This is a genomic window from Actinoplanes sp. NBC_00393 (assembly GCF_036053395.1).
In the GTDB taxonomy this organism is placed as follows: domain Bacteria; phylum Actinomycetota; class Actinomycetes; order Mycobacteriales; family Micromonosporaceae; genus Actinoplanes.
Window position 1 is genome coordinate 9239058 of sequence record NZ_CP107942.1, and the last position, 17548, is coordinate 9256605.

General features: G+C 70.3%; 17 protein-coding genes. 6 read left to right on the top strand and 11 right to left on the bottom strand.

Annotation, left to right across the window (positions count from 1 at the left end; all coding sequences use genetic code 11):
* The first annotated feature begins 108 nt into the window (after positions 1 to 108).
* Positions 109 to 1527: a cell division protein PerM gene (locus OHA21_RS42835; RefSeq protein WP_328465156.1), complete on the top strand. Its 1419-nt coding sequence runs from the start codon at positions 109 to 111 to the stop codon at positions 1525 to 1527.
* 44 nt (positions 1528 to 1571) lie between these two features.
* Here OHA21_RS42835 and OHA21_RS42840 read toward each other — a convergent pair whose 3' ends face one another.
* A complete protein-coding gene (locus OHA21_RS42840) occupies positions 1572 to 1925 on the bottom strand; it encodes a DUF4190 domain-containing protein (RefSeq protein ID WP_328465158.1) in 354 nt (117 codons plus the stop codon).
* A 143-nt stretch (positions 1926 to 2068) separates the two neighbouring features.
* Here OHA21_RS42840 and purN point away from each other — a divergent pair, with 143 nt between their 5' ends.
* From purN to mdh, 3 genes are all read left to right on the top strand, one after another.
* On the top strand, positions 2069 to 2686 hold the full coding sequence (purN, locus tag OHA21_RS42845; protein ID WP_328465160.1) for a phosphoribosylglycinamide formyltransferase: 618 nt from the start codon (positions 2069 to 2071) through the stop codon (positions 2684 to 2686).
* Positions 2683 to 4245, top strand: a complete 1563-nt coding sequence (gene purH / locus OHA21_RS42850; RefSeq protein ID WP_328465162.1) for a bifunctional phosphoribosylaminoimidazolecarboxamide formyltransferase/IMP cyclohydrolase — start codon at positions 2683 to 2685, stop codon at positions 4243 to 4245. Before purN ends, purH begins: the two co-directional genes overlap by 4 nt.
* Positions 4246 to 4802: 557 nt before the next feature.
* Positions 4803 to 5753 carry a malate dehydrogenase gene (gene mdh, locus OHA21_RS42855; protein WP_328465164.1) on the top strand — a complete coding sequence of 317 codons (951 nt, stop codon included), beginning with the start codon at positions 4803 to 4805 and terminating at the stop codon, positions 5751 to 5753.
* Positions 5754 to 5840: 87 nt separating this feature from the next.
* Here the strand turns inward: mdh and OHA21_RS42860 are convergent, their stop codons facing one another.
* The gene (locus OHA21_RS42860; RefSeq protein ID WP_328465166.1) at positions 5841 to 6431 is read right to left on the bottom strand and encodes a hypothetical protein; all 591 of its coding nucleotides are present in this window, start codon (positions 6429 to 6431) and stop codon (positions 5841 to 5843) included.
* A gap of 112 nt (positions 6432 to 6543) precedes the next feature.
* Between OHA21_RS42860 and OHA21_RS42865 the strand changes: the two genes are divergently transcribed.
* A complete protein-coding gene (locus OHA21_RS42865; RefSeq protein WP_328465168.1) occupies positions 6544 to 7758 on the top strand; it encodes an NADP-dependent isocitrate dehydrogenase in 1215 nt (404 codons plus the stop codon).
* A 128-nt stretch (positions 7759 to 7886) separates the two neighbouring features.
* Here the strand turns inward: OHA21_RS42865 and galT are convergent, their stop codons facing one another.
* The 4 genes from galT to OHA21_RS42885 all read right to left on the bottom strand — a co-directional run bounded on the left by galT (position 7887) and on the right by OHA21_RS42885 (position 11665).
* Entirely contained in the window at positions 7887 to 8975 is a 1089-nt protein-coding gene (gene galT / locus OHA21_RS42870) for a galactose-1-phosphate uridylyltransferase (RefSeq protein WP_328465170.1), read from the bottom strand.
* Entirely contained in the window at positions 8972 to 9748 is a 777-nt protein-coding gene (locus OHA21_RS42875; protein ID WP_328465172.1) for a DeoR/GlpR family DNA-binding transcription regulator, read from the bottom strand. The genes galT and OHA21_RS42875 overlap by 4 nt, the downstream gene beginning before the upstream one ends.
* Before the next feature lie 76 nt (positions 9749 to 9824).
* Positions 9825 to 10739: a glycosyltransferase family A protein gene (locus OHA21_RS42880; protein ID WP_328465174.1), complete on the bottom strand. Its 915-nt coding sequence runs from the start codon at positions 10737 to 10739 to the stop codon at positions 9825 to 9827.
* Positions 10736 to 11665, bottom strand: a complete 930-nt coding sequence (locus OHA21_RS42885; protein ID WP_328465176.1) for a sulfotransferase — start codon at positions 11663 to 11665, stop codon at positions 10736 to 10738. The genes OHA21_RS42880 and OHA21_RS42885 overlap by 4 nt, the downstream gene beginning before the upstream one ends.
* A 62-nt stretch (positions 11666 to 11727) precedes the next feature.
* Between OHA21_RS42885 and OHA21_RS42890 the strand changes: the two genes are divergently transcribed.
* On the top strand, positions 11728 to 12519 hold the full coding sequence (locus tag OHA21_RS42890) for a WecB/TagA/CpsF family glycosyltransferase (protein WP_328465178.1): 792 nt from the start codon (positions 11728 to 11730) through the stop codon (positions 12517 to 12519).
* Between the two features lie 108 nt (positions 12520 to 12627).
* On the opposite strand, the gene OHA21_RS42895 is transcribed toward OHA21_RS42890, so the two are convergent.
* The 5 genes from OHA21_RS42895 to OHA21_RS42915 form a co-directional block, all read right to left on the bottom strand.
* The gene (locus OHA21_RS42895) at positions 12628 to 13185 is read right to left on the bottom strand and encodes a DUF4262 domain-containing protein (RefSeq protein WP_328465180.1); all 558 of its coding nucleotides are present in this window, start codon (positions 13183 to 13185) and stop codon (positions 12628 to 12630) included.
* Positions 13186 to 13447: 262 nt separating this feature from the next.
* Complete coding sequence (locus OHA21_RS42900) at positions 13448 to 14443, bottom strand: glycosyl hydrolase (protein WP_328465182.1); 996 nt, start codon at positions 14441 to 14443, stop codon at positions 13448 to 13450.
* Entirely contained in the window at positions 14436 to 15170 is a 735-nt protein-coding gene (locus OHA21_RS42905; protein WP_328465184.1) for a class I SAM-dependent methyltransferase, read from the bottom strand. Before OHA21_RS42905 ends, OHA21_RS42900 begins: the two co-directional genes overlap by 8 nt.
* Positions 15167 to 16669 carry a lipopolysaccharide biosynthesis protein gene (locus tag OHA21_RS42910; RefSeq protein ID WP_328465186.1) on the bottom strand — a complete coding sequence of 501 codons (1503 nt, stop codon included), beginning with the start codon at positions 16667 to 16669 and terminating at the stop codon, positions 15167 to 15169. The genes OHA21_RS42905 and OHA21_RS42910 overlap by 4 nt, the downstream gene beginning before the upstream one ends.
* Positions 16666 to 17544 (bottom strand): sulfotransferase domain-containing protein, encoded by an 879-nt coding sequence (locus OHA21_RS42915; RefSeq protein WP_328478902.1) that lies wholly within the window; start codon positions 17542 to 17544, stop codon positions 16666 to 16668. The genes OHA21_RS42910 and OHA21_RS42915 overlap by 4 nt, the downstream gene beginning before the upstream one ends.
* Between the last annotated feature and the right edge of the window lie 4 nt (positions 17545 to 17548).

Consider the following 17548-nt stretch of genomic DNA (forward strand, 5'->3'; position numbering starts at 1 on the left):
CACAGCGTTCTCCGGCGCGCCGTCGGCCGGGCCCTCGTGGGCCCGATCGGCGGCGCGCCGCTGTTTCTGCATCGCCGTGAGCGCTCCGGCGTGAAAAAGTAGGCGGCGATGCCCAGCACAACCGACCGGCCAGACGGCTCGGAGGACCCGTTCGCGGTCGCCGAGGCGCTGCAGTCTGTGGTGCGGGACACCGAGCCGCTCGAGCTGGAGCGTGACGACGCCCCCGCCGAGCGCGACGAGCGACGCGACACGGTTGTGGTCGACGACGCAATGCTGGGCCGCCGCGACACCGTCCGCCTGCCGCAGCCGCGCCGGCCCGCCGAATCGGCCGGCCGGGCACCACTGCTGGTGGCGGCCGCTTTCGCCACCCTCTGGGCGGCGCTGCTGACGTACCTTCCGGTGGCCGCGGTGATCGGTCTGGCCCGGACCCTGGAGGGCTCCGGTGGTGTCCTGGGGGCGGCGCACGCCGGTCTGGCGGCCTGGCTGCTGGGTCACGGCGTCCCGATCGGCACCTCGATCGGCCCGCTCGCCATCGCCCCGCTCCTGCTCACCCTGCTGGTGGTCTGGCGGCTGAACCGGGCCGGGCTGCACGTCACCCGGGCCGTGGGGGCCCGGCGGAGCGGTTCGACCGGACGAGCGCTGGTCGTGGCGGTCACTGTCGGTTCGGCGTACGCCATGGTCGGTGCCCTGGGCGCCCATCTGGTCGACGGCCGCGGCACCGACGTCTCCACCGGCCGGGCCGCGACGAACTTCCTCGTCCTCGGCATCGTCGGGGCGCTGATCGGATCGCTGCGCGGCACCGACGCCGTCTCCGTGCTCGCCCGGCGGGTGCCGCCGGTGCTGCGGCACGGGCTGCGGGCCGGGCTGGTGGCGGCCTTCCTGATCCTGGCGGCGGGCGCGGTGGCCGGGGGACTCTCGGTGGCGCTCGGCGGCGGCCAGGCCGCCGAGATGATCGCCGCCTACCGCACCGGCGTGGCCGGCCAGGCCGGCATCACACTGATCAGCATCGGGTACGCGGTGAATGCCGTGATCTGGTCGGCGGCCTACCTGCTCGGGCCGGGTTTCGCGCTCGGCACCGACTCGGCGATCAGCCTGACCGAGGTCACCGTCGGCCCACTGCCGACGCTGCCGCTGCTCGCCGGCCTGCCGGACGGGCCGACCGGCGCATGGGGGACGGCCCTGCTCACTCTGCCGGTGATCGCCGGCGCGGCTGCCGGCTGGCTGCTCACCCAGCGGCTGCGGCACGGGCGGAGCGGGCCCCGGCGGCCCGGCCGGCGCGGCGGCGTCGACGTCGAAGAGCCGCCGTGGCTGCTTCTGATCGGATCGAGCCTGATCGCGGGCCCGGTCGCGGGTGCGGTGCTGGCGCTGCTCTCCTGGCTCTCCGGAGGCGCACTCGGCGACGGCCGGCTCTCCCAGATCGGACCGGATCCGCTGCAGGTGTGCCTGGTCGGCGCGATCGTCGCCGGTGTCTCGGTAGCGGTCGGAGCAGCCGCGGCGCGAATCTTCGGCGCGGGCCGGCGCTCCTGACGAAGCGGTGATCCGGCGCGTGAGCACCGGATCACCGCGGAGAATCAGGCGTTCTGCTGGTCCTGGAGGTCCTGGATCCACTGCTGGGTGTCGAAGTCCTGCAGGGCGATCGTCAGGATCAGGAACAGGATGCTCAAGGCCACGCCGATGGCGCTGGTGATGATGCCCGCGATGGCGATACCGCGGTTGTTCGCGACGCCGGCGTCGACCTTCTTCTTGCCCAGGAAGCCGAAGACCAGGCCGATGATGCCGACGATCCCGCTGATGTACCAGCAGCAGGAGATCGGGATCGACACGATGCCCAGGATCATGCTGGTCAGGCCGAAGCCGTTCTGCGGGGCGGCACCGTAGGGCTGCTGGCCGGGCGGCGGTCCATAGGCAGGAGGCGGATATGCCACGTTTCTCTCCTCCGAGTTCGCCGCGAGCGGCGATCAATGACAGCTTTAGTCTGCTGGCGCAGCGTAATGGATGTCAGCCGATTTGCGGTGTCCCGGAATGCCCCGTTGTCGGTGGTCAGACCCTGCGGCGATAGGGTGCACAGGTGATTGACCCCGCGCCCGCCCGCCTGGTCGTCCTCGTCTCCGGATCGGGCAGCAACCTGCAAGCACTTCTCGATGCGGCCACCGACCCGGCGTACGGAGCGAAGGTCGTCGCTGTCGGCGCCGACCGGGAGGGCATCGCCGGACTGGAACGGGCTGCCGCGGCCGGCATTCCCACGTTCGTGGACTCGGTGAAGGCGTACCCGACCCGCGACGACTGGGACGCCGCGCTCGCCGAGCACGTCGCTGCGTACTCTCCGGATCTGGTGATCTCGGCCGGCTTCCTGAAGCTGGTCGGCAAACACTTCCTGGACGCGTTCGGCGACCGGTACATCAACACGCACAACGCGCTTCTGCCGGCGTTCCCCGGCATCCACGGGCCGCGGGACGCGCTCGCGTACGGCGTGAAGGTCGCCGGCGCGACGCTGTTCTTCGTCGACGCCGGAGTCGACACCGGCCCGATCATCGCCCAGGTCGCGGTGCCCGTGCTCGACGGTGACACGGAGGACTCGCTCACCGAGCGGATCAAGGTGGCCGAGCGGGCCCAGCTGGTCGAGTACGTCGGCCGCCTGGTCCGCGAGGGTTGGACCATTGAGGACAGAAAGGTACGGATTCCGTGACTGGGGTGGATGAGGGGCGCCGTCCGATCAAGCGGGCGCTGCTGAGCGTCTTCTACAAGGACGGCATCGTCGAGCTGGCGCAGGCGCTGCACGCCGCCGGGGTGGAGATCGTCTCGACCGGATCGACCGCGTCGACCGTCGAGCAGTCCGGTGTGCCGGTGACCCGGGTCGAGTCGCTGACCGGCTTCCCCGAGATCCTCAGCGACCGGGTCAAGACGCTGCACCCGAAGGTGCACGGTGGGCTGCTCGCCGACATGCGGCTGGAGAGCCACGTGGCCGAACTCGCCGAGCACGGCATCGAACCGTTCGACCTGCTGATCAGCAACCTCTACCCGTTCACCGAGACGGTCGCCTCGGGAGCCGGCGAGGAGGAGTGCATCGCGAAGATCGACATCGGCGGGCCGGCCATGGTGCGGGCGGCCGCGAAGAACCACGCTTCGGTCGCGGTGGTCACGGCCGTTTCCGCGTACCCCCTGGTGTTGGAAGCCGTCAAGAATGGCGGATTCACGCTGACGCAGCGCAAGCTGCTGGCGGCTCGCGCCTTCGCGGACATCGCGGAGTACGACGTGGCGGTCGCGAACTGGTGCGCCACCGTGCTCGCGCCCTCGGAGTGGCCGGAGTTCGCCGGGATCGTCCTGCAGCGTTCGTCGGTGCTGCGGTACGGGGAGAATCCGCACCAGGAAGCCGCGCTGTACGTGGATCCGGGGGCGCCGGCCGGGCTGGCCCAGGCCGAGCAGTTGCACGGCAAGGAGATGTCCTACAACAACTACGTCGACGCGGACGCCGCGTGGCGCAGTGCCAACGACTTCACCGAGCCGTGCGTGGCGATCATCAAGCACGCCAACCCGTGCGGCATCGCCGTCGGCGAGGATGTGGCTGCCGCGCACCGCAAAGCGCACGAATGCGACCCGGTGTCGGCGTTCGGTGGGGTCGTGGCGGTCAACCGATCCGTGTCGGTGGAGATGGCCCGGCAGCTTTCCGAGATCTTCACCGAGGTCGTGGTGGCGCCGGGATTCGAGCCGGAAGCACTCGAACTGTTCCGGGAGAAGAAGAACCTGCGGCTGCTGGTCGCCCCGGCCTGGAACCCGCCACCTGCGGAGATCAAGCAGGTGGGCGGGGGTGTGCTGGTGCAGATGGCGGACCGGATCGATGCGGACGGTGACGACCCGGCCAACTGGACCCTCGCGTGCGGGGCGCCGGCTTCGGAGTCCGAACTGGCTGATCTGGTCTTCGCCTGGCGGGCGATCCGCAGTGTGAAGAGCAACGCGATCCTGCTCGCGCGTGACGGTGCGACTGTTGGTGTGGGGATGGGGCAGGTCAACCGGGTGGACTCGGCTCGGCTTGCGGTCTCCCGTGCTGGGGCTGAGCGGGCTGCGGGGAGTGTGGCGGCTTCGGATGCGTTCTTCCCGTTCCCGGATGGGCTTGAGGTGCTGATCGAGGCGGGGGTCAAGGCTGTGGTGCAGCCGGGGGGCTCGATCCGGGACAACCTGGTGATCGAGGCTGCCGCTGCGGCCGGGGTGACCGTCTACCTGACGGGGACGCGCCACTTCTACCACTGAGCCGGCGGCGGGGCCGCTGGCGGCTCGGGCTGGCACTGGTGCAGGTTATTCGGGTGGATGACCTGCGCCGTCGCCAGCCGGGCTGCCTGAGCTGGCGCTGATGCAGGTTATTCGGCCGAATTACCTGCGTGACCGCCAGCCGAGCTGCGGGTCCAGCAGATGGCGATGCAGCATGGCGTCGAGGACCGTCAGCGCATCGGCCCGTCCCGCTCGCCGGCCCAGGTCGGTGCACGTAGACGTCGGGGAGCAGCCGTTGCCAGCCCGGGCCGGCCAGCATGCCCCTGGTGATCAGTCCGGAGGCGACAGCTCGTGAGCCGAGGAACGGTTCATCGGCGAGCGCTGGGGGAATGACGGCTGGACGGGACACGGCGGTCAGCATGGCAAGGCGCGGGAGGCCGCGGGACAGCCTGTGGACAACTCGGGACTGCCTGTGGACAAGCGGGATTCCTGGCAGTATCGAGTGGCTTACCTCGCGTTAAACCGACCGGCTCGTAATGCGCCGTTTACCGGCTGATACGGTCGCGAAAATATCGCCCGGACACTGGGAGAGCAGAGCTATGGGCAAGAAGGTAACCGTCGTAGGCGCCGGTTTCTACGGGTCCACGACCGCGCAGCGTCTCGCCGAGTACGACATCTTCGAGACGGTGGTTCTCACCGACATCATCGAGGGCAAGCCCGCCGGCCTCGCGCTCGACCTCAACCAGTCCCGGCCGATCGAGGGCTACGAGACCAAGGTCATCGGCGCCACCACCGGCCCGAACGGTGAGGGCTACGAGGCGATCGAGGGCTCCGACGTGGTCGTCGTGACCGCCGGCCTGCCGCGTAAGCCGGGCATGAGCCGGATGGACCTGCTCGAGGTCAACGCCAAGATCGTGCGCCAGGTCGCTGAGAACATCGCGAAGTACGCGCCGAACGCCGTCGTCATCGTCGTGTCGAACCCGGTCGACGAGATGACCGCGCTCGCCCAGATCGCCACCCAGTTCCCGAAGAACCGCGTCTTCGGCCAGGCCGGTGTGCTCGACACCGCCCGCTTCACCAACTTCATCGCCGAGGAGCTCAACGTCCCGGTGAAGAGCGTCAAGGCGCTCACGCTGGGTTCGCACGGCGACACCATGGTGCCGGTCCCGTCGCGCTGCACCGTGGACGGCAAGCCGCTGTCCGAGCTGCTCCCGGCCGAGAAGATTGAGGAGCTGGTGGTCCGGACCCGCAACGGTGGCGCCGAGGTGGTCGCGCTGCTGAAGACCGGTTCCGCGTACTACGCTCCCTCGGCCGCCGCGGCCCGGATGGCGAAGGCCGTGGCCGAGGACTCCGGCGAGGTCGTGCCGGTCTGCGCCTGGGTCGACGGCGAGTACGGCATCTCCGGCGTCTGCCTGGGCGTCGAGGCCGAGCTGGGCGCGCAGGGCATCAAGCGGGTCGTCGAGGACAAGCTCACCGACACCGAGCTGGCCGGTCTGAAGGAGGCCGCCGAGGCGGTCCGCGCCAAGCAGGCGGACGTCGCGGGTCTCTGACCTCAGCGCACGAGATCACTGCGGGAGAGGCCGGGGCCGCACGCCCCGGCCTTCACCCGTTCTGTGGGGTACGCGCAAAGCACGCACTCACCCCGCCAGAGTGATCGCCGCGATCAGGGTGAGCGCCGCGCCGGTGACGATCGCCGCCGCGGTGCCGAGCAGCCATCTGCGCTGCCAGAGCTCACCGACCCGCAGCGCGGTCTGCGCCAGCGCCGACAGCATCACGAGGAACCCGCTGAGCACGATCGTGATCCAGCCCCATCGCGTTCCGGCCACCAGGTCGAGGCTGTCGTGGCCGAGCCGCTCGCCCGAGTCGCGGGTCGGGATGTACCAGAGCGCGGGGAAGGCGGCCACCGCCCCGGCGGCGTAGCAGGCCAGCAGCAGCGCGCGGTGGAGGCGGTCCCGCAGAGCGATCGCCAGGAAACCCGTGCTGGCCCCCGCGGAGACCACCACGATGCCCCAGCCGGCCGCGGCAATGCCGGCCGAAGTGTCGCCGGTCAGCTCGCGGACTGTTTCGAACAGGTCGTCGTGGAGAAAGTATCCGGTGACTCCGACCACAGCGGCGGCGGCGAGCCACCCGAGGGCCGTACCGATCTCGCCGGCCCGCAGTTGGAGATCGTCCACCCAGGTCCCGCCGTGTCGGGGCGGATAGCGCTTATCGGCGCGGCGGATCTTCATTGCCTGGGATGGTAGACGGGGACAGCCAGATCGGGGCCGCCCGGCGATCTACGACGGGCGGGCAGTACGCTCGTACTGCTAAGCATGTGTTTCGGGAGAGGAGCGCCGGCCGATGGCGAAAATCAAGGTCAAGAACCCGGTCGTGGAGATCGACGGCGACGAGATGACCCGGATCATCTGGAAGCAGATCCGTGAGCAGCTGATCCTGCCGTACCTCGACGTGAACCTCGAGTACTACGACCTGTCGATCCAGTACCGTGACGAGACCGACGACCAGGTGACGATCGACTCGGCCAACGCCATCAAGCGGCACGGTGTGGGCGTCAAGTGCGCCACGATCACGCCGGACGAGGCCCGAGTACAGGAGTTCGGCCTCAAGAAGATGTGGCGATCGCCGAACGGCACGATCCGCAACATCCTCGGCGGCGTCGTCTTCCGTGAGCCGATCATCATGTCCAACGTGCCCCGCCTGGTGCCGAGCTGGACCAAGCCGATCATCATCGGCCGGCACGCGCACGGCGACCAGTACAAGGCGACCGACTTCGTGGCGCCGAAGGCGGGCAAGTTCACCGTCACCTTCACGCCGGAGGACGGCTCGGAGCCGCTGGAGTTCCACGTCGCCGACTTCCCGGCCGGTGGTGTCGGCATGGCGATGTACAACTTCGACGAGTCGATCCGCGACTTCGCGCGGGCCTCGTTCCGGTACGGCCTGGCCCGCAACTACCCGGTCTACCTGTCCACCAAGAACACGATCCTGAAGGCGTACGACGGTCGCTTCAAGGACCTGTTCGCGGAGATCTTCGAGACCGAGTTCGCGGACCAGTTCAAGGCGGCCGGCCTCACGTACGAGCACCGGCTGATCGACGACATGGTCGCCGCCGCGCTCAAGTGGGAGGGCGGCTACGTCTGGGCCTGCAAGAACTACGACGGTGACGTGCAGTCGGACACCGTGGCGCAGGGCTTCGGCTCGCTCGGCCTGATGACCTCGGTGCTGATGACCCCGGACGGCCAGACCGTCGAGGCCGAGGCGGCGCACGGCACGGTCACCCGGCACTACCGGCAGTGGCAGAAGGGCGAGAAGACCTCGACCAACCCGATCGCCTCGATCTTCGCCTGGACCGGTGGCCTCAAGCACCGCGGCAAGCTGGACGGCACCCCCGAGGTGACCGAGTTCGCCGAGAAGCTGGAGCGGGTCTGCATCGAGACCGTCGAGGGCGGCCAGATGACCAAGGACTTGGCCCTGCTGATCGGCCGGGACGCCCCGTGGCTGTCGACCGACGAGTTCATGAACGCCCTGGACGAGAACCTGGCCCGCAAGCTCGCTTAAAGAGAAAGGGGGCCCGGGACAAGGCCCCCTTGTCGGCCCAACGAGCCGCGCCACCTACCGGTGACGCGGCTCGCTCGGTTTGACACCGACGTCAAGGGGCGCAGCGCCGCGAGCCGGAGGCGACGCCATTAGACACAGCGGAGCATCTGCGCGGCGTTCTCCGGCACGACGTCGTTGACGAAGGCGCCCATCGCCGACTCCGACCCGGCCAGGAACTTCAGCTTGTCGGCGGCCCGGCGGATGCTGAACAACTGCAGGTGCAGATAGCCGAGGTCGCGGCCGGCGCCCACGACCGCCTGGTGCCAGGCCGAGATGTACGGCATCGGCTTACCGAACAGCCCGTCGAAACGGCGGAGCACGTCCAGGTAGAGCGGCCCGAACGCGTCGCGCTCGGCGTCGCTCAGGGCGGGCAGGTCGGGGACCTGACGGTGCGGGGCCAGGTGCACCTCGAACGGCCAGCGGGCGGCGGCCGGAACGTACGCCGTCCAGTGCTCGTTGTCGGCGATCACCCGTACCTTCGCTGCCTGCTCTGCCGCTAGAACGTCGGCATAGAGGTTGCGGCCGCCGGTCCGCGCGGCGTGCTGCACGGCGGCGCGAAGCATGGCCGCCGTGCGCGGCGGCACGGTCGGATAGGCATAGATCTGGCCGTGCGGGTGGTGCAGCGTCACGCCGATCTCGACGCCCCGGTTCTCGAACGGGAAGACCTGCGCGACACCGGGCAGCCCGGAGAGTTCCGCGGTGCGGTCCGCAAGCGCTTCGATCACGGTACGCACGCGCGACGGCGGCAACGACCCGAAGGCGCTGTTGTGGTCGCTGGTGAAGCAGACCACCTCGCACCGGCCCAGCCCCGGCTTGACCGGCACCAGTTCGGTGAGCTGGGTGATCTCGTCGGGCACGATCCGGTCGCTGAACGACGGGAACTGGTTCTCAAAGACCACGACGTCGTAATCGGGCGCCGGGATCTCGCTGGCGAACCGTGCGGTGGTCGGGCAGAGCGGGCAGGCGTCCGACGGCGGCAGAAAGGTCCGCGTCTGCCGGTGCGCGGCGATCGCGACCCACTCGTCGACCAGCGGGTCGTACCGCAACTGCGAGGCCGGCGGGGGCGGCGGGAGCTCGCGGGTGTCCGGGTACGCCGAACGACCGGAATCCGGCGTCTCGTCGAAATAGATCAGCTCACGGCCGTCCGAGAGGCGGACGGCCGACCGGGTCGGGCTCACTGCGGGTTCACCACCACGAGTTCGGTAACGGATTCCGCGAGGACGGCGCGGGCGTTGTCATCCAGGCCGCCGTCGGTGATCAGCACGTCCGCGCGGCTGAGCGGCACGATCGACGAGATGCCCACGGTGCCCCATTTGGTGTGGTCGGCGAGCACGACCAGGCGCTCGGCGGCCTCGACCAGGGCCCGGTTCACGTCCGCTTCCATCAGGTTAGGCGTGGTGTAACCGGCGCGCTCGCTCATCCCGTGCACACCGAGGAAGAGCATGTCCAGGTGCAGGGTGCCGACTGCGGCCACGGCGACCGGGCCGACCAGGGCGTCGGACGGCGTCCGCGTCCCGCCGGTCAGCACGACGGTCTGATCCGGTCGCCCGGCCCGGTAGAAGACGTCGGCCACCGGGATCGAATTCGTCACCACGGTCAGCGACGGCACGTCGACGAGTCGCTGCGCCAGCTCGGCGGTGGTGGTGCCGGCCGAGAGCGCGATGGCGTCGCCCGGGGAGACCAGGGCCGCGGCGCGCATCGCGATCGCCGTCTTCTCGTCACGCTGCCGGTCGGATTTCGCGGCGAAGCCCGGCTCGTGTGCCGAGCCAGGGCTGACGGTGGTCGCACCGCCATGTACCTTCGCCAATAGACCGCGATCAGCCATGGCCTCGAGGTCACGGCGGATCGTCATGTCGGAGACGCCGTACTCGGCGGCCAGCTCACTGACGCGCACACCGCCGGTGGCGCGGACCCGATCGAGGATCGCCGCCTGCCGCTGCTGGGCTAACATCCCGGCTCTCGCAACCGCACTATTTCGAACACACTCGAACACTACCGCGTGTTCGGGTCGATGCGGAAGAGTGAGTTCAGATACCCCGGCCGCGTTTGTGCAGAGCGGAGAGCACGTTCTCCACTTTGACCGCCCCGGTCATCGCGGCGAGCGCGATTGCCGTACGCGGTTCCTTCCAGTTCGCTCGGACCGCCTCTTTGCTGTACCGCCACGCCTGGCTGCGGTTCCCGGTCGCCGCCGACCAGCAGGCCAGCTGCCCGTAGACGCGGGCCGCCCCCGGGCGGCAGCCGCTGATCTCCGGGTGCCGCTGCATCATCCAGCGCAGTGAGGAGATCTTGGTGGCATATTCGTACGCGTAGTGCGACGTGCGACCCCACAGCACCTGCACCAGGGGTTCGTCCAGGTGCACGATCGGCGCCCGGCGGGCGGCCCGGAGCAGCAGGTCCCAGTCCTCGTTCTGGCTGCCCGGGGCGTCCTCGGCGACCAGGCCCATCTCGTCCTCGGTCAGCGCCTCGCGGCGGATCAGGAACGACGACGAGTGCAGCATCGCCATCCGGGACCGGGCCAGATCGTCCACGGTCACCCGGCTGCGGTGGGCCAGCCGGGGCGTGGCGCGACCCTCGTACTCCACCTCGATGGCGCAGGTGGCGAACTCGGCGTCCGGCTCGGCGAGCAGCGCGGCGACCTGGCGGCGCAGCTTGTCCGGCAGCCATCGGTCATCATCGTCACAGAACGCCACCAGCTCGGTGTCCAGCGCCAGGATGCCGGTGTTGCGCGCGCCGGCCAGGCCGGGCGGGCGCCAGTTAGTCAACACCAGCACCGGTACGCCTTCGGTGGAGGCGAGCAGATAGTCCGGTTCGGTCTGGTCGTACACCACCACGATCTTGATCTCGCCCGGGTAGCGCTGCTCCCGGACCGCCGTGATCGCCCGCCGGACCAGCTCGGGGCGGTTCCGGGTGGGGATGACGACCCCTACCGACGGCCAGTTCATCGCGCCTCCACGTTGATCGGATAGCCGTACGCCCGCAGCATCGGCCCGCACACCGCGCCCACCAGGCGGCGCTGGGAGCTGGGCAGGGCCCGCTTCCAGGCGTCGTCCCGGCGCAGCGGAAGGCGCCCCACGGTGAACCGCATCGGGTTGCCTGCCGCGCTGTGCCCGACCCGCAGGTCGGCGTGGCTCGGCCGGAGAAAGTCCAGGTCCTCCTGGTGGAGGGTGACGCCGGCGAAGTCGGCGAGCCGCAGCAGGCCGGCCCGCGGGTCGGCGAGGAACTCCTCGTACCGGATCCGCCGCACCGGCACACCCCGGCGGGCGAGCAGCCCGAACGCGGCGTTGTGCGCGTTCCAGAGCAGCGCCGAACGGCCGGGGGAGTAGCGGGTCATCTCGTCGGTGCCGTCGGTCTCCGGGCGGGACACCGTCTTGGTCCACGAGTACGCCACCCCGCGGGCGTCGCGGACCACGTGCACCACCCGCAGGTCGATGTCGTCGGCCCAGCGCAGCACGTGCGCGAGGGCGGAATGCTTGGAGGAGTCGATGACCACCGGGCAGCCGGAGACCTGCGCGGCCGCGGTGTAGACGCGGGCGTAGTACGACGCGTACTCCCGCACCTCGGCGGTGGCGGTGGTGGCCGAGGCCAGCCGGGGGATGTGCCGGGTGCGCTCGACGGCGTCGCGCAGCGCGTGCACCCGGTCGACGTCGACGTTCGTCCAGCCGTTGAAGGCCAGGTCGCCGACCCGCCGCCAGAAGGTGCAACCGGAGAAGCGGGAGCCGCAGCCGCACCGCTCGTTGTCGCGCAGGTCGCGCTGCCACAGGTGAACGACCTCGCCCAGAGCGCACATCCCGGGGAGTTCGCCGAGCAGGCGTTCGACGAGCGTTGTCCCGCTTCGCCCCAATCCGCCAAGAAAAAGCACCTGTGCCACTTTGGCTCACCTTCGCTCGTTTCGCTCTGGTAACGAGTGAAGCAAGCAAAAGGAGGCGTTAGGTGACTATCGAGGCTTTCGACCGCGTGCACCTGGACGGAACCGGCATCGACCGGATCACCGAGGACGAGGTCGTGGCCGTGGTCCGGGACGCTCTTGCCTCCGGCCGAGGCGGTCGCATCATCACCCCGAACGTCGACATCCTGCGCCGGGCCGCCGCCGACCCAGCAGTCCGCCGCCACCTCGACGACGCCGACCTGATCGTCGCCGACGGCATGCCCCTGGTCTGGGCCAGCCGCCTGGGCGGCGCCCCGCTGCCCGAGCGGGTAGCCGGCAGCAGCCTGATCTGGTCCCTCTCCCAGGGCCTGGGCCGGGACCACCGCTCCATCTTCGTGGTGGGCGGCACCCCGGTCGACCGCGCGGCCGACCAGGTCGATGGTGCGGCTCGGGCCGCGGATCGGCTGGTGGAGGCCTGCCCGGGTCTGCGCATTGCCGGCACCCTGAGCCCCGCCTTCGGTTTCGAGAACGACGAGCGGGCTTACGCCGAATTCTGCGCCACGATCATCGCCGCGCAGCCGGACCTGGTCTTCGTCGGGCTGGGCTTCCCGAAGCAGGAACTGGTCATCGAACGCCTTCGCCCGCACCTCCCCGCCACCTGGTTCGTCGGCTGCGGCGCAGCTGTGAACTTCGTTACCGGCGACGTGCACCGCGCCCCGCGCTGGATGCAGCGAACCGGCCTGGAATGGGCTCACCGCCTCGGCACCGAACCTCGCCGCCTGGCCGGCCGATATCTGCGGCACGACGCCCCCTACGCCCTGCGCCTTCTGGCCCGGGCCCCCCGCCGCAGGCCCTGACGCTGCTCGCGCCCCCTCGCCCCTCGCCCTCGCCCTCGCCCTCGCCCCCGCGCCCTCGCCCCGCGCCTCCGCGCCCGTCCTTGCCCGGGCGAGGGATGCCAGATGTGCTCAGGCGCCGCCTCTCTGGATGCGCGGGGATGAACGGTGCCGGCCGGGCGGCTGTGGGATGCCGCGGAACCCCCGGCACCGCGCCCCGGCCGCGGGCGCCGGTGAACCGATTGTCGGCTGGGGGTAGAGAAACGACTCATACCCCTCCTGCCAGGGATAGCGGTCGTCGAGATCGGGCCAGACCACCTGGCGCAGCTGCACCCGGTCGTCGCCGTAGCGGGCGAATGCGGCGCCGGGAAACACCTCGTCGATCGCCGCGCCGGCGACGATCACGACCTCCTGGTCGACGAGCAGGTCGGGGATGCGCTGCCCGTGCCGCAACCGCAGACCGTCGTCGCACAGGCGGCAGGCCAACTCGTTGAGGATCTGGTGGCCGACCTCCGGGTCGAGCCCGGCGACTGCGAGCTCAGGAAACCCGAAACCGGTCAGGCCCACGGTGTAGGCGAACGGGACCGCATCCTCCGGGTCCTCGTCGGCGGGCAGGACGTGGACGACGGCCCACCCGTACTCCTTGATGATCTCGCTCTGGCGGTCGAAGAAGTCGTCGCGGTTGGACATCGGTGCCACCCCCGGAGTCGTGCTCGCTCTGTCCCACTCATTTTGGAACAGGTGTACGACACTTTTCCGGGCCTTGGCCTTGCCCAGCGACTTCCGGCGTGCGGCCACGCCCGCTGTGGGTGTGGGTACACCCGCAGCGGATGTGGCCGTTGTGCAGAGAAGCCGGTTCCGCAAGGACACTGAGGGTGTCAGGGCGGCGGTGAACGCCGTGATCCGCGGCCGCGAACGCCGCGGACCAGGGCGCTTCCGGGGGTGACCACGATCAGGGGTTGAAATAGGGGTCCTGGACGAGCGAGTGGAACGCGCCGAACGCCGCCTTGTCGCCGGTGAGCTGGAACTGCTGGTTGGGGCCGTTGCCCTCCGGGTCGGACTCGAAGTAGGCGATGGCCTTGATCTGCCGGTTCGCCTTGAAGGTGCGTTCGGCGTCCTCGAGCCATGCCTTCCGGCCTGCCGACCCCCACGCCTTCGCCACGCCGAACTCGCCGATCACGATCGGTTTGGGGCGTTGCGCGGCCCAGTCCAGGAACGGGCCCATCAGCTTGCCGATCGGCTGGAACTGGGCGCCGGCGTAGACGTCCACGCAGGTCCAGTCCACCTGGTCGTCACCGGGGTAGAAGTCGGGTGCTTCACCGCGTACGAATCCTTCTGCAGTGGGGCACCAGACCCACGAGACGTTCTCCGCCTTCTCCTTGCGGAAGATCTCCCGGACGTACTTCCAGGCGGCGATGTAGTCCTCGCCGGACCACATGGTGGCCCGCAGGTTGGGCCGGTCCATCTCCCACCGCATGCGCAGCAGCACCGGCTTCTTGATTTTGCGGATCGCCCGCGCCTGCTGGCGGATCAGCCGGTCGTGCTCGCCGGCCAGGATGGACCGGTTGTCCCCGGTCGCCCAGCTGATCATGAGATTGGCGCCCTGGGACAGGAACTCCTTGTCCGAGGGGGTGCCCATCAGCTGGTCGAAGCGGCGATACGTGTTGATGAAGTCCAGCCGCCGGCCGAGTGACTCCTCCAGGCCGCCGACCGCGGCGAGCCGGCCGACGTGGGTGAGCTGATCCGGCTTGATCCAGGCGCCGAAGTAGGCGCCGTGACCGGGCGGCTCGAACGGGCCTGCCTCGAACGGTCCCGGATCGATCGCCACCGCCCGCGGCGCGCTGGTCAGGTCGGGCGAGGGTTCCGGGGCGGGCTTCTTGCGCTTGTCGTCGGTGCAGCCGGACACCAGCAGCAGTGCTACGGCGACGGCCGCGACACCCCTACGCATGGACCCGTCGGGCGGTGTAGAGGACGTTCACCGCGTACGCGTCGCTGCCCGGCATCCGCCGGGCCGCCGCGTCCGCGAGCCGGGCCACCCGGTGGTCGTGCAGGCCGGGGGTGAGCATCGAGAACCCGCGGCGTTCCACGATCTCGAAGCCGTGCCGGGCCAGCAGCCGCTCGACCTCGTCGTGCGAGAGCTCGGCGAACCACCGTTGCCCGCTGTGCCGGCGGGCCCGCAGGTGCCGGACCGAGCCGGAGTTGCCGTGGTTCTCCACCACGAGCATCCCGGATCCGCGATGCGGGAGCACCTTGGCGGCGAACGCGAGAGCCCGGTCGCGGACGTCCTCGTTCACGTTGAGCAGCAGCCGGAAGATCGTCACCAGCGCCGGGAAACCGGCCGCCACCGGGTTCGGAACCGGCCCGTCCATCGGGATCTGGTGCCAGAACGCCCGGGATCCGACCTCGGCCGCCTTGGCCATCATCTCCGCCGACGTGTCGTACCCGTGCGCCTCGCGGACCAGCCCCTGCAGGGCCCGGATCGCCCGCCCGGTGCCGCACGCGAAGTCGTGCTGCACCGGTGGATGCTCGGGGAACTCGCGCCGCACGAGAGCACGCAAATACTCCCGCTGCCGATCGTTGATCTGCGACGCGTAACTGTCCGGGGCGTACGTCACGTTCTCGTACTTCTCGACCGCCTCGGTGTCCTGGAACACCTGGGTGTAATCGCTGGTCAATTCGTCCTCCTCATGGGGATGAAGGCGCGGAGCATCAGCCGTCCGCGCAGCAGCCAGGCGCCCGCGACGAAGGCCGGCACGGCCACCACGACGGCGCTGGGCGCGAAGATCAGGGGTCCGAAGCAGCACACCGACAGCAGTGCGGCGGCCCGGGTGCCCGGGCCGAACGGATGCAGCCCGGTGCCGCGGTACACCTGGGCCAGGGGCAGCAGATTGTTGACGACCATCGCGCAGGCCAGCCCGGCGGCCGCGCCGAGCGCGCCCCAGCGGGGCACCAGCAGCACGTCCAGGCCGATCATCACGGTCAGCGCGATCAGTACGTTGCCGAGGTTCGCCGACGTGCGGCCGGCCATCGCCAGCACCATGTCGACCATCCCGCAGCCGGTCGCCACCAGCATCGCCCCGGCCAGCACCACCACGACGGGTACGCCGCTCACGTACCCGTCGCCGAACAGCCGCAGGTAGTAGGGCGCGCCGGCGATGACCAGCAGATTGATCGGCCAGGTGACCAGCACCAGCCAGCCGGTCGCGGTCTGGTAGAGCTGCTTCGCGGTGACCTGGTCGCCGGTGCTCAGCGCCTCGGCGAGCCGCGGCTGCACCGACTGGGACAGTCCCTGGTTGGCGAACTGGATCAGCACGACGAACCGGCCGGCCACCGCGTACACCGCGGCCGGCGCCAGTCCGCCCAGCGCGGCCACCAGCAGCACGTCGATCCGCTGGAGGGCGAGCTGGGCCACCGCCGCGACCGCGCGCGGCCCGGTGAAGACCCAGAAGTCGCGGCGCAGTTGCCGGCGTTCACTCGCAGGACCGGGGCGCTGTTCCACGAGCCCGGACAGGTAGGCGCGGCGGGCGGCGTACCCGGCCAGAAGCGCGACCGGCAGGTAGGGCGCGGCCCAGGCCAGCGCAAAGACCGGCAGCGACGCGGCCAGCCAGAGGGTCGCTACGCCGGCCGCGCTGACCGCAAGCAGTTGCAGACCACTGCGGAGTACGCGGTCCAGCAGCACAGTCGGCCGCATGATCCGATAGCCACGGGTGACGGTGAGCAGCACATCGGTCAGCGCCTGCAACGGGATGAAGACGGCGAGCACGCGCAGCCCGGCGGCGTGATCGGCGACCACGTGCGCCGACTCACCAGCGGTCAGACGGGCGATCGCCGGCGCACCCGCCCACATCGCCGCGGCCAGCACCACCGACAGCACGACCACCGGGGGAATGCCGGTGCGCAGGCAGGCGCCGAGCAGATGGCTGCGCCCGGTGGCCCGCAGCCGGGCCGGCCAGTAGACCAGTCCGGTGTTCGTGCCGAGTTTGGCCAGGCCGCCGGCGAGCACGAAGGCGGCGGTAGCGGCGAAGAACGCGCCGGCCAGCTCGGGGCCGAGGGTTCGGGCGACGATCCAGGTTACCACCACCCCGGTGCCGCCGGCCAGGGCCGACCCGGCGATGTTGGCCAGCCCGCCGCGGGCCGCGCCGCGAGCTGCCCGATCAGGAAGGGTTGCCGTCACCCGCGGCGCCAGACCGGGGTGTGCCCGAGCCAGCCGCCGAGCGCCTCGTCGTGCGACTGGTAGTAGGCGCTCAGCTCGCGGCGCAGGCCGGGATCCATGTCGCTCTGCCGGGGCCGGGCGTTGTGCCGCTCGAACGGCGGCCGCTCCAGGTCGGCGGGGAGCCCGAGGAACGCGCAGACCTCGTCGTACACCGGTTCCGGGTCGGTGAAGAAGCGCTCGCTCTCCACCACGTGGATCCGTTCCCGGCCGACGTGCTGGGCCATCACGCTCAGGTAGCGCGCGTACTCGCCGCGGGCCCGGTAGGCGTGGTGCTGGTGGGCGAAGCTGTAGAAGGCCGGGTCCTCGGCGAGCCGTTCCTCCTGACGGTGCAGGCGGGCCGGTTCCAGTGCGAGCGCGGCGCCGAAGTCGCGTTCGGCCTCGAAGGCGCGGGCCACCTCGTGGTGATGCTGCGAGTAGGCGCGTTCCACCGGGTCGCGGACCAGGACCACGAGCTTGGCGTACGGCAGATCACGGGCGATCCGGGCGGCTGCCTGCGGGTGGTACATGTAGTACGGGCTCGACTCGAAGGTCTGCGCCGGCATCCCGTACCGTTCCGCGATCTTCTCCGCCGTCCGGACCAGCGGAAAGTGCGCGCGGTACCAATCCAGCCCCCGGTGGTACGAGGTGTCGAAGTAGTGCACGCCCTTGTGCAGCACCGCCTTGAGCACCATCGGATGCGCGGCCATCGCCCGATACAGCGAGGTCGTCCCGCATCGCTGACCGCCGCAGATCAGGAACGACGGCAGCATCCGGCTCTCCGCCGTGAGCCGCCCGTACGAGCGGGAGCCCAGGTGCACCACCCGCTTCACCGGAGCGGGCAGTTTGCGGATGTCCATGGTC

Bases quoted from the DNA above. Each gene is read 5' to 3' on its own strand.
- OHA21_RS42835 (WP_328465156.1), top strand. From the start codon at position 109: ATGCCCAGCACAACCGACCGGCCAGACGGCTCGGAGGACCCGTTCGCG.
- mdh (WP_328465164.1), top strand. From the start codon at position 4,803: ATGGGCAAGAAGGTAACCGTCGTAGGCGCCGGTTTCTACGGGTCCACG.
- OHA21_RS42860 (WP_328465166.1), bottom strand. From the start codon at position 6,431: ATGAAGATCCGCCGCGCCGATAAGCGCTATCCGCCCCGACACGGCGGG.
- OHA21_RS42865 (WP_328465168.1), top strand. From the start codon at position 6,544: ATGGCGAAAATCAAGGTCAAGAACCCGGTCGTGGAGATCGACGGCGAC.
- OHA21_RS42875 (WP_328465172.1), bottom strand. From the start codon at position 9,748: ATGTTAGCCCAGCAGCGGCAGGCGGCGATCCTCGATCGGGTCCGCGCC.
- OHA21_RS42880 (WP_328465174.1), bottom strand. From the start codon at position 10,739: ATGAACTGGCCGTCGGTAGGGGTCGTCATCCCCACCCGGAACCGCCCC.
- OHA21_RS42895 (WP_328465180.1), bottom strand. From the start codon at position 13,185: ATGTCCAACCGCGACGACTTCTTCGACCGCCAGAGCGAGATCATCAAG.
- OHA21_RS42900 (WP_328465182.1), bottom strand. From the start codon at position 14,443: ATGCGTAGGGGTGTCGCGGCCGTCGCCGTAGCACTGCTGCTGGTGTCC.
- OHA21_RS42915 (WP_328478902.1), bottom strand. From the start codon at position 17,544: ATGGACATCCGCAAACTGCCCGCTCCGGTGAAGCGGGTGGTGCACCTG.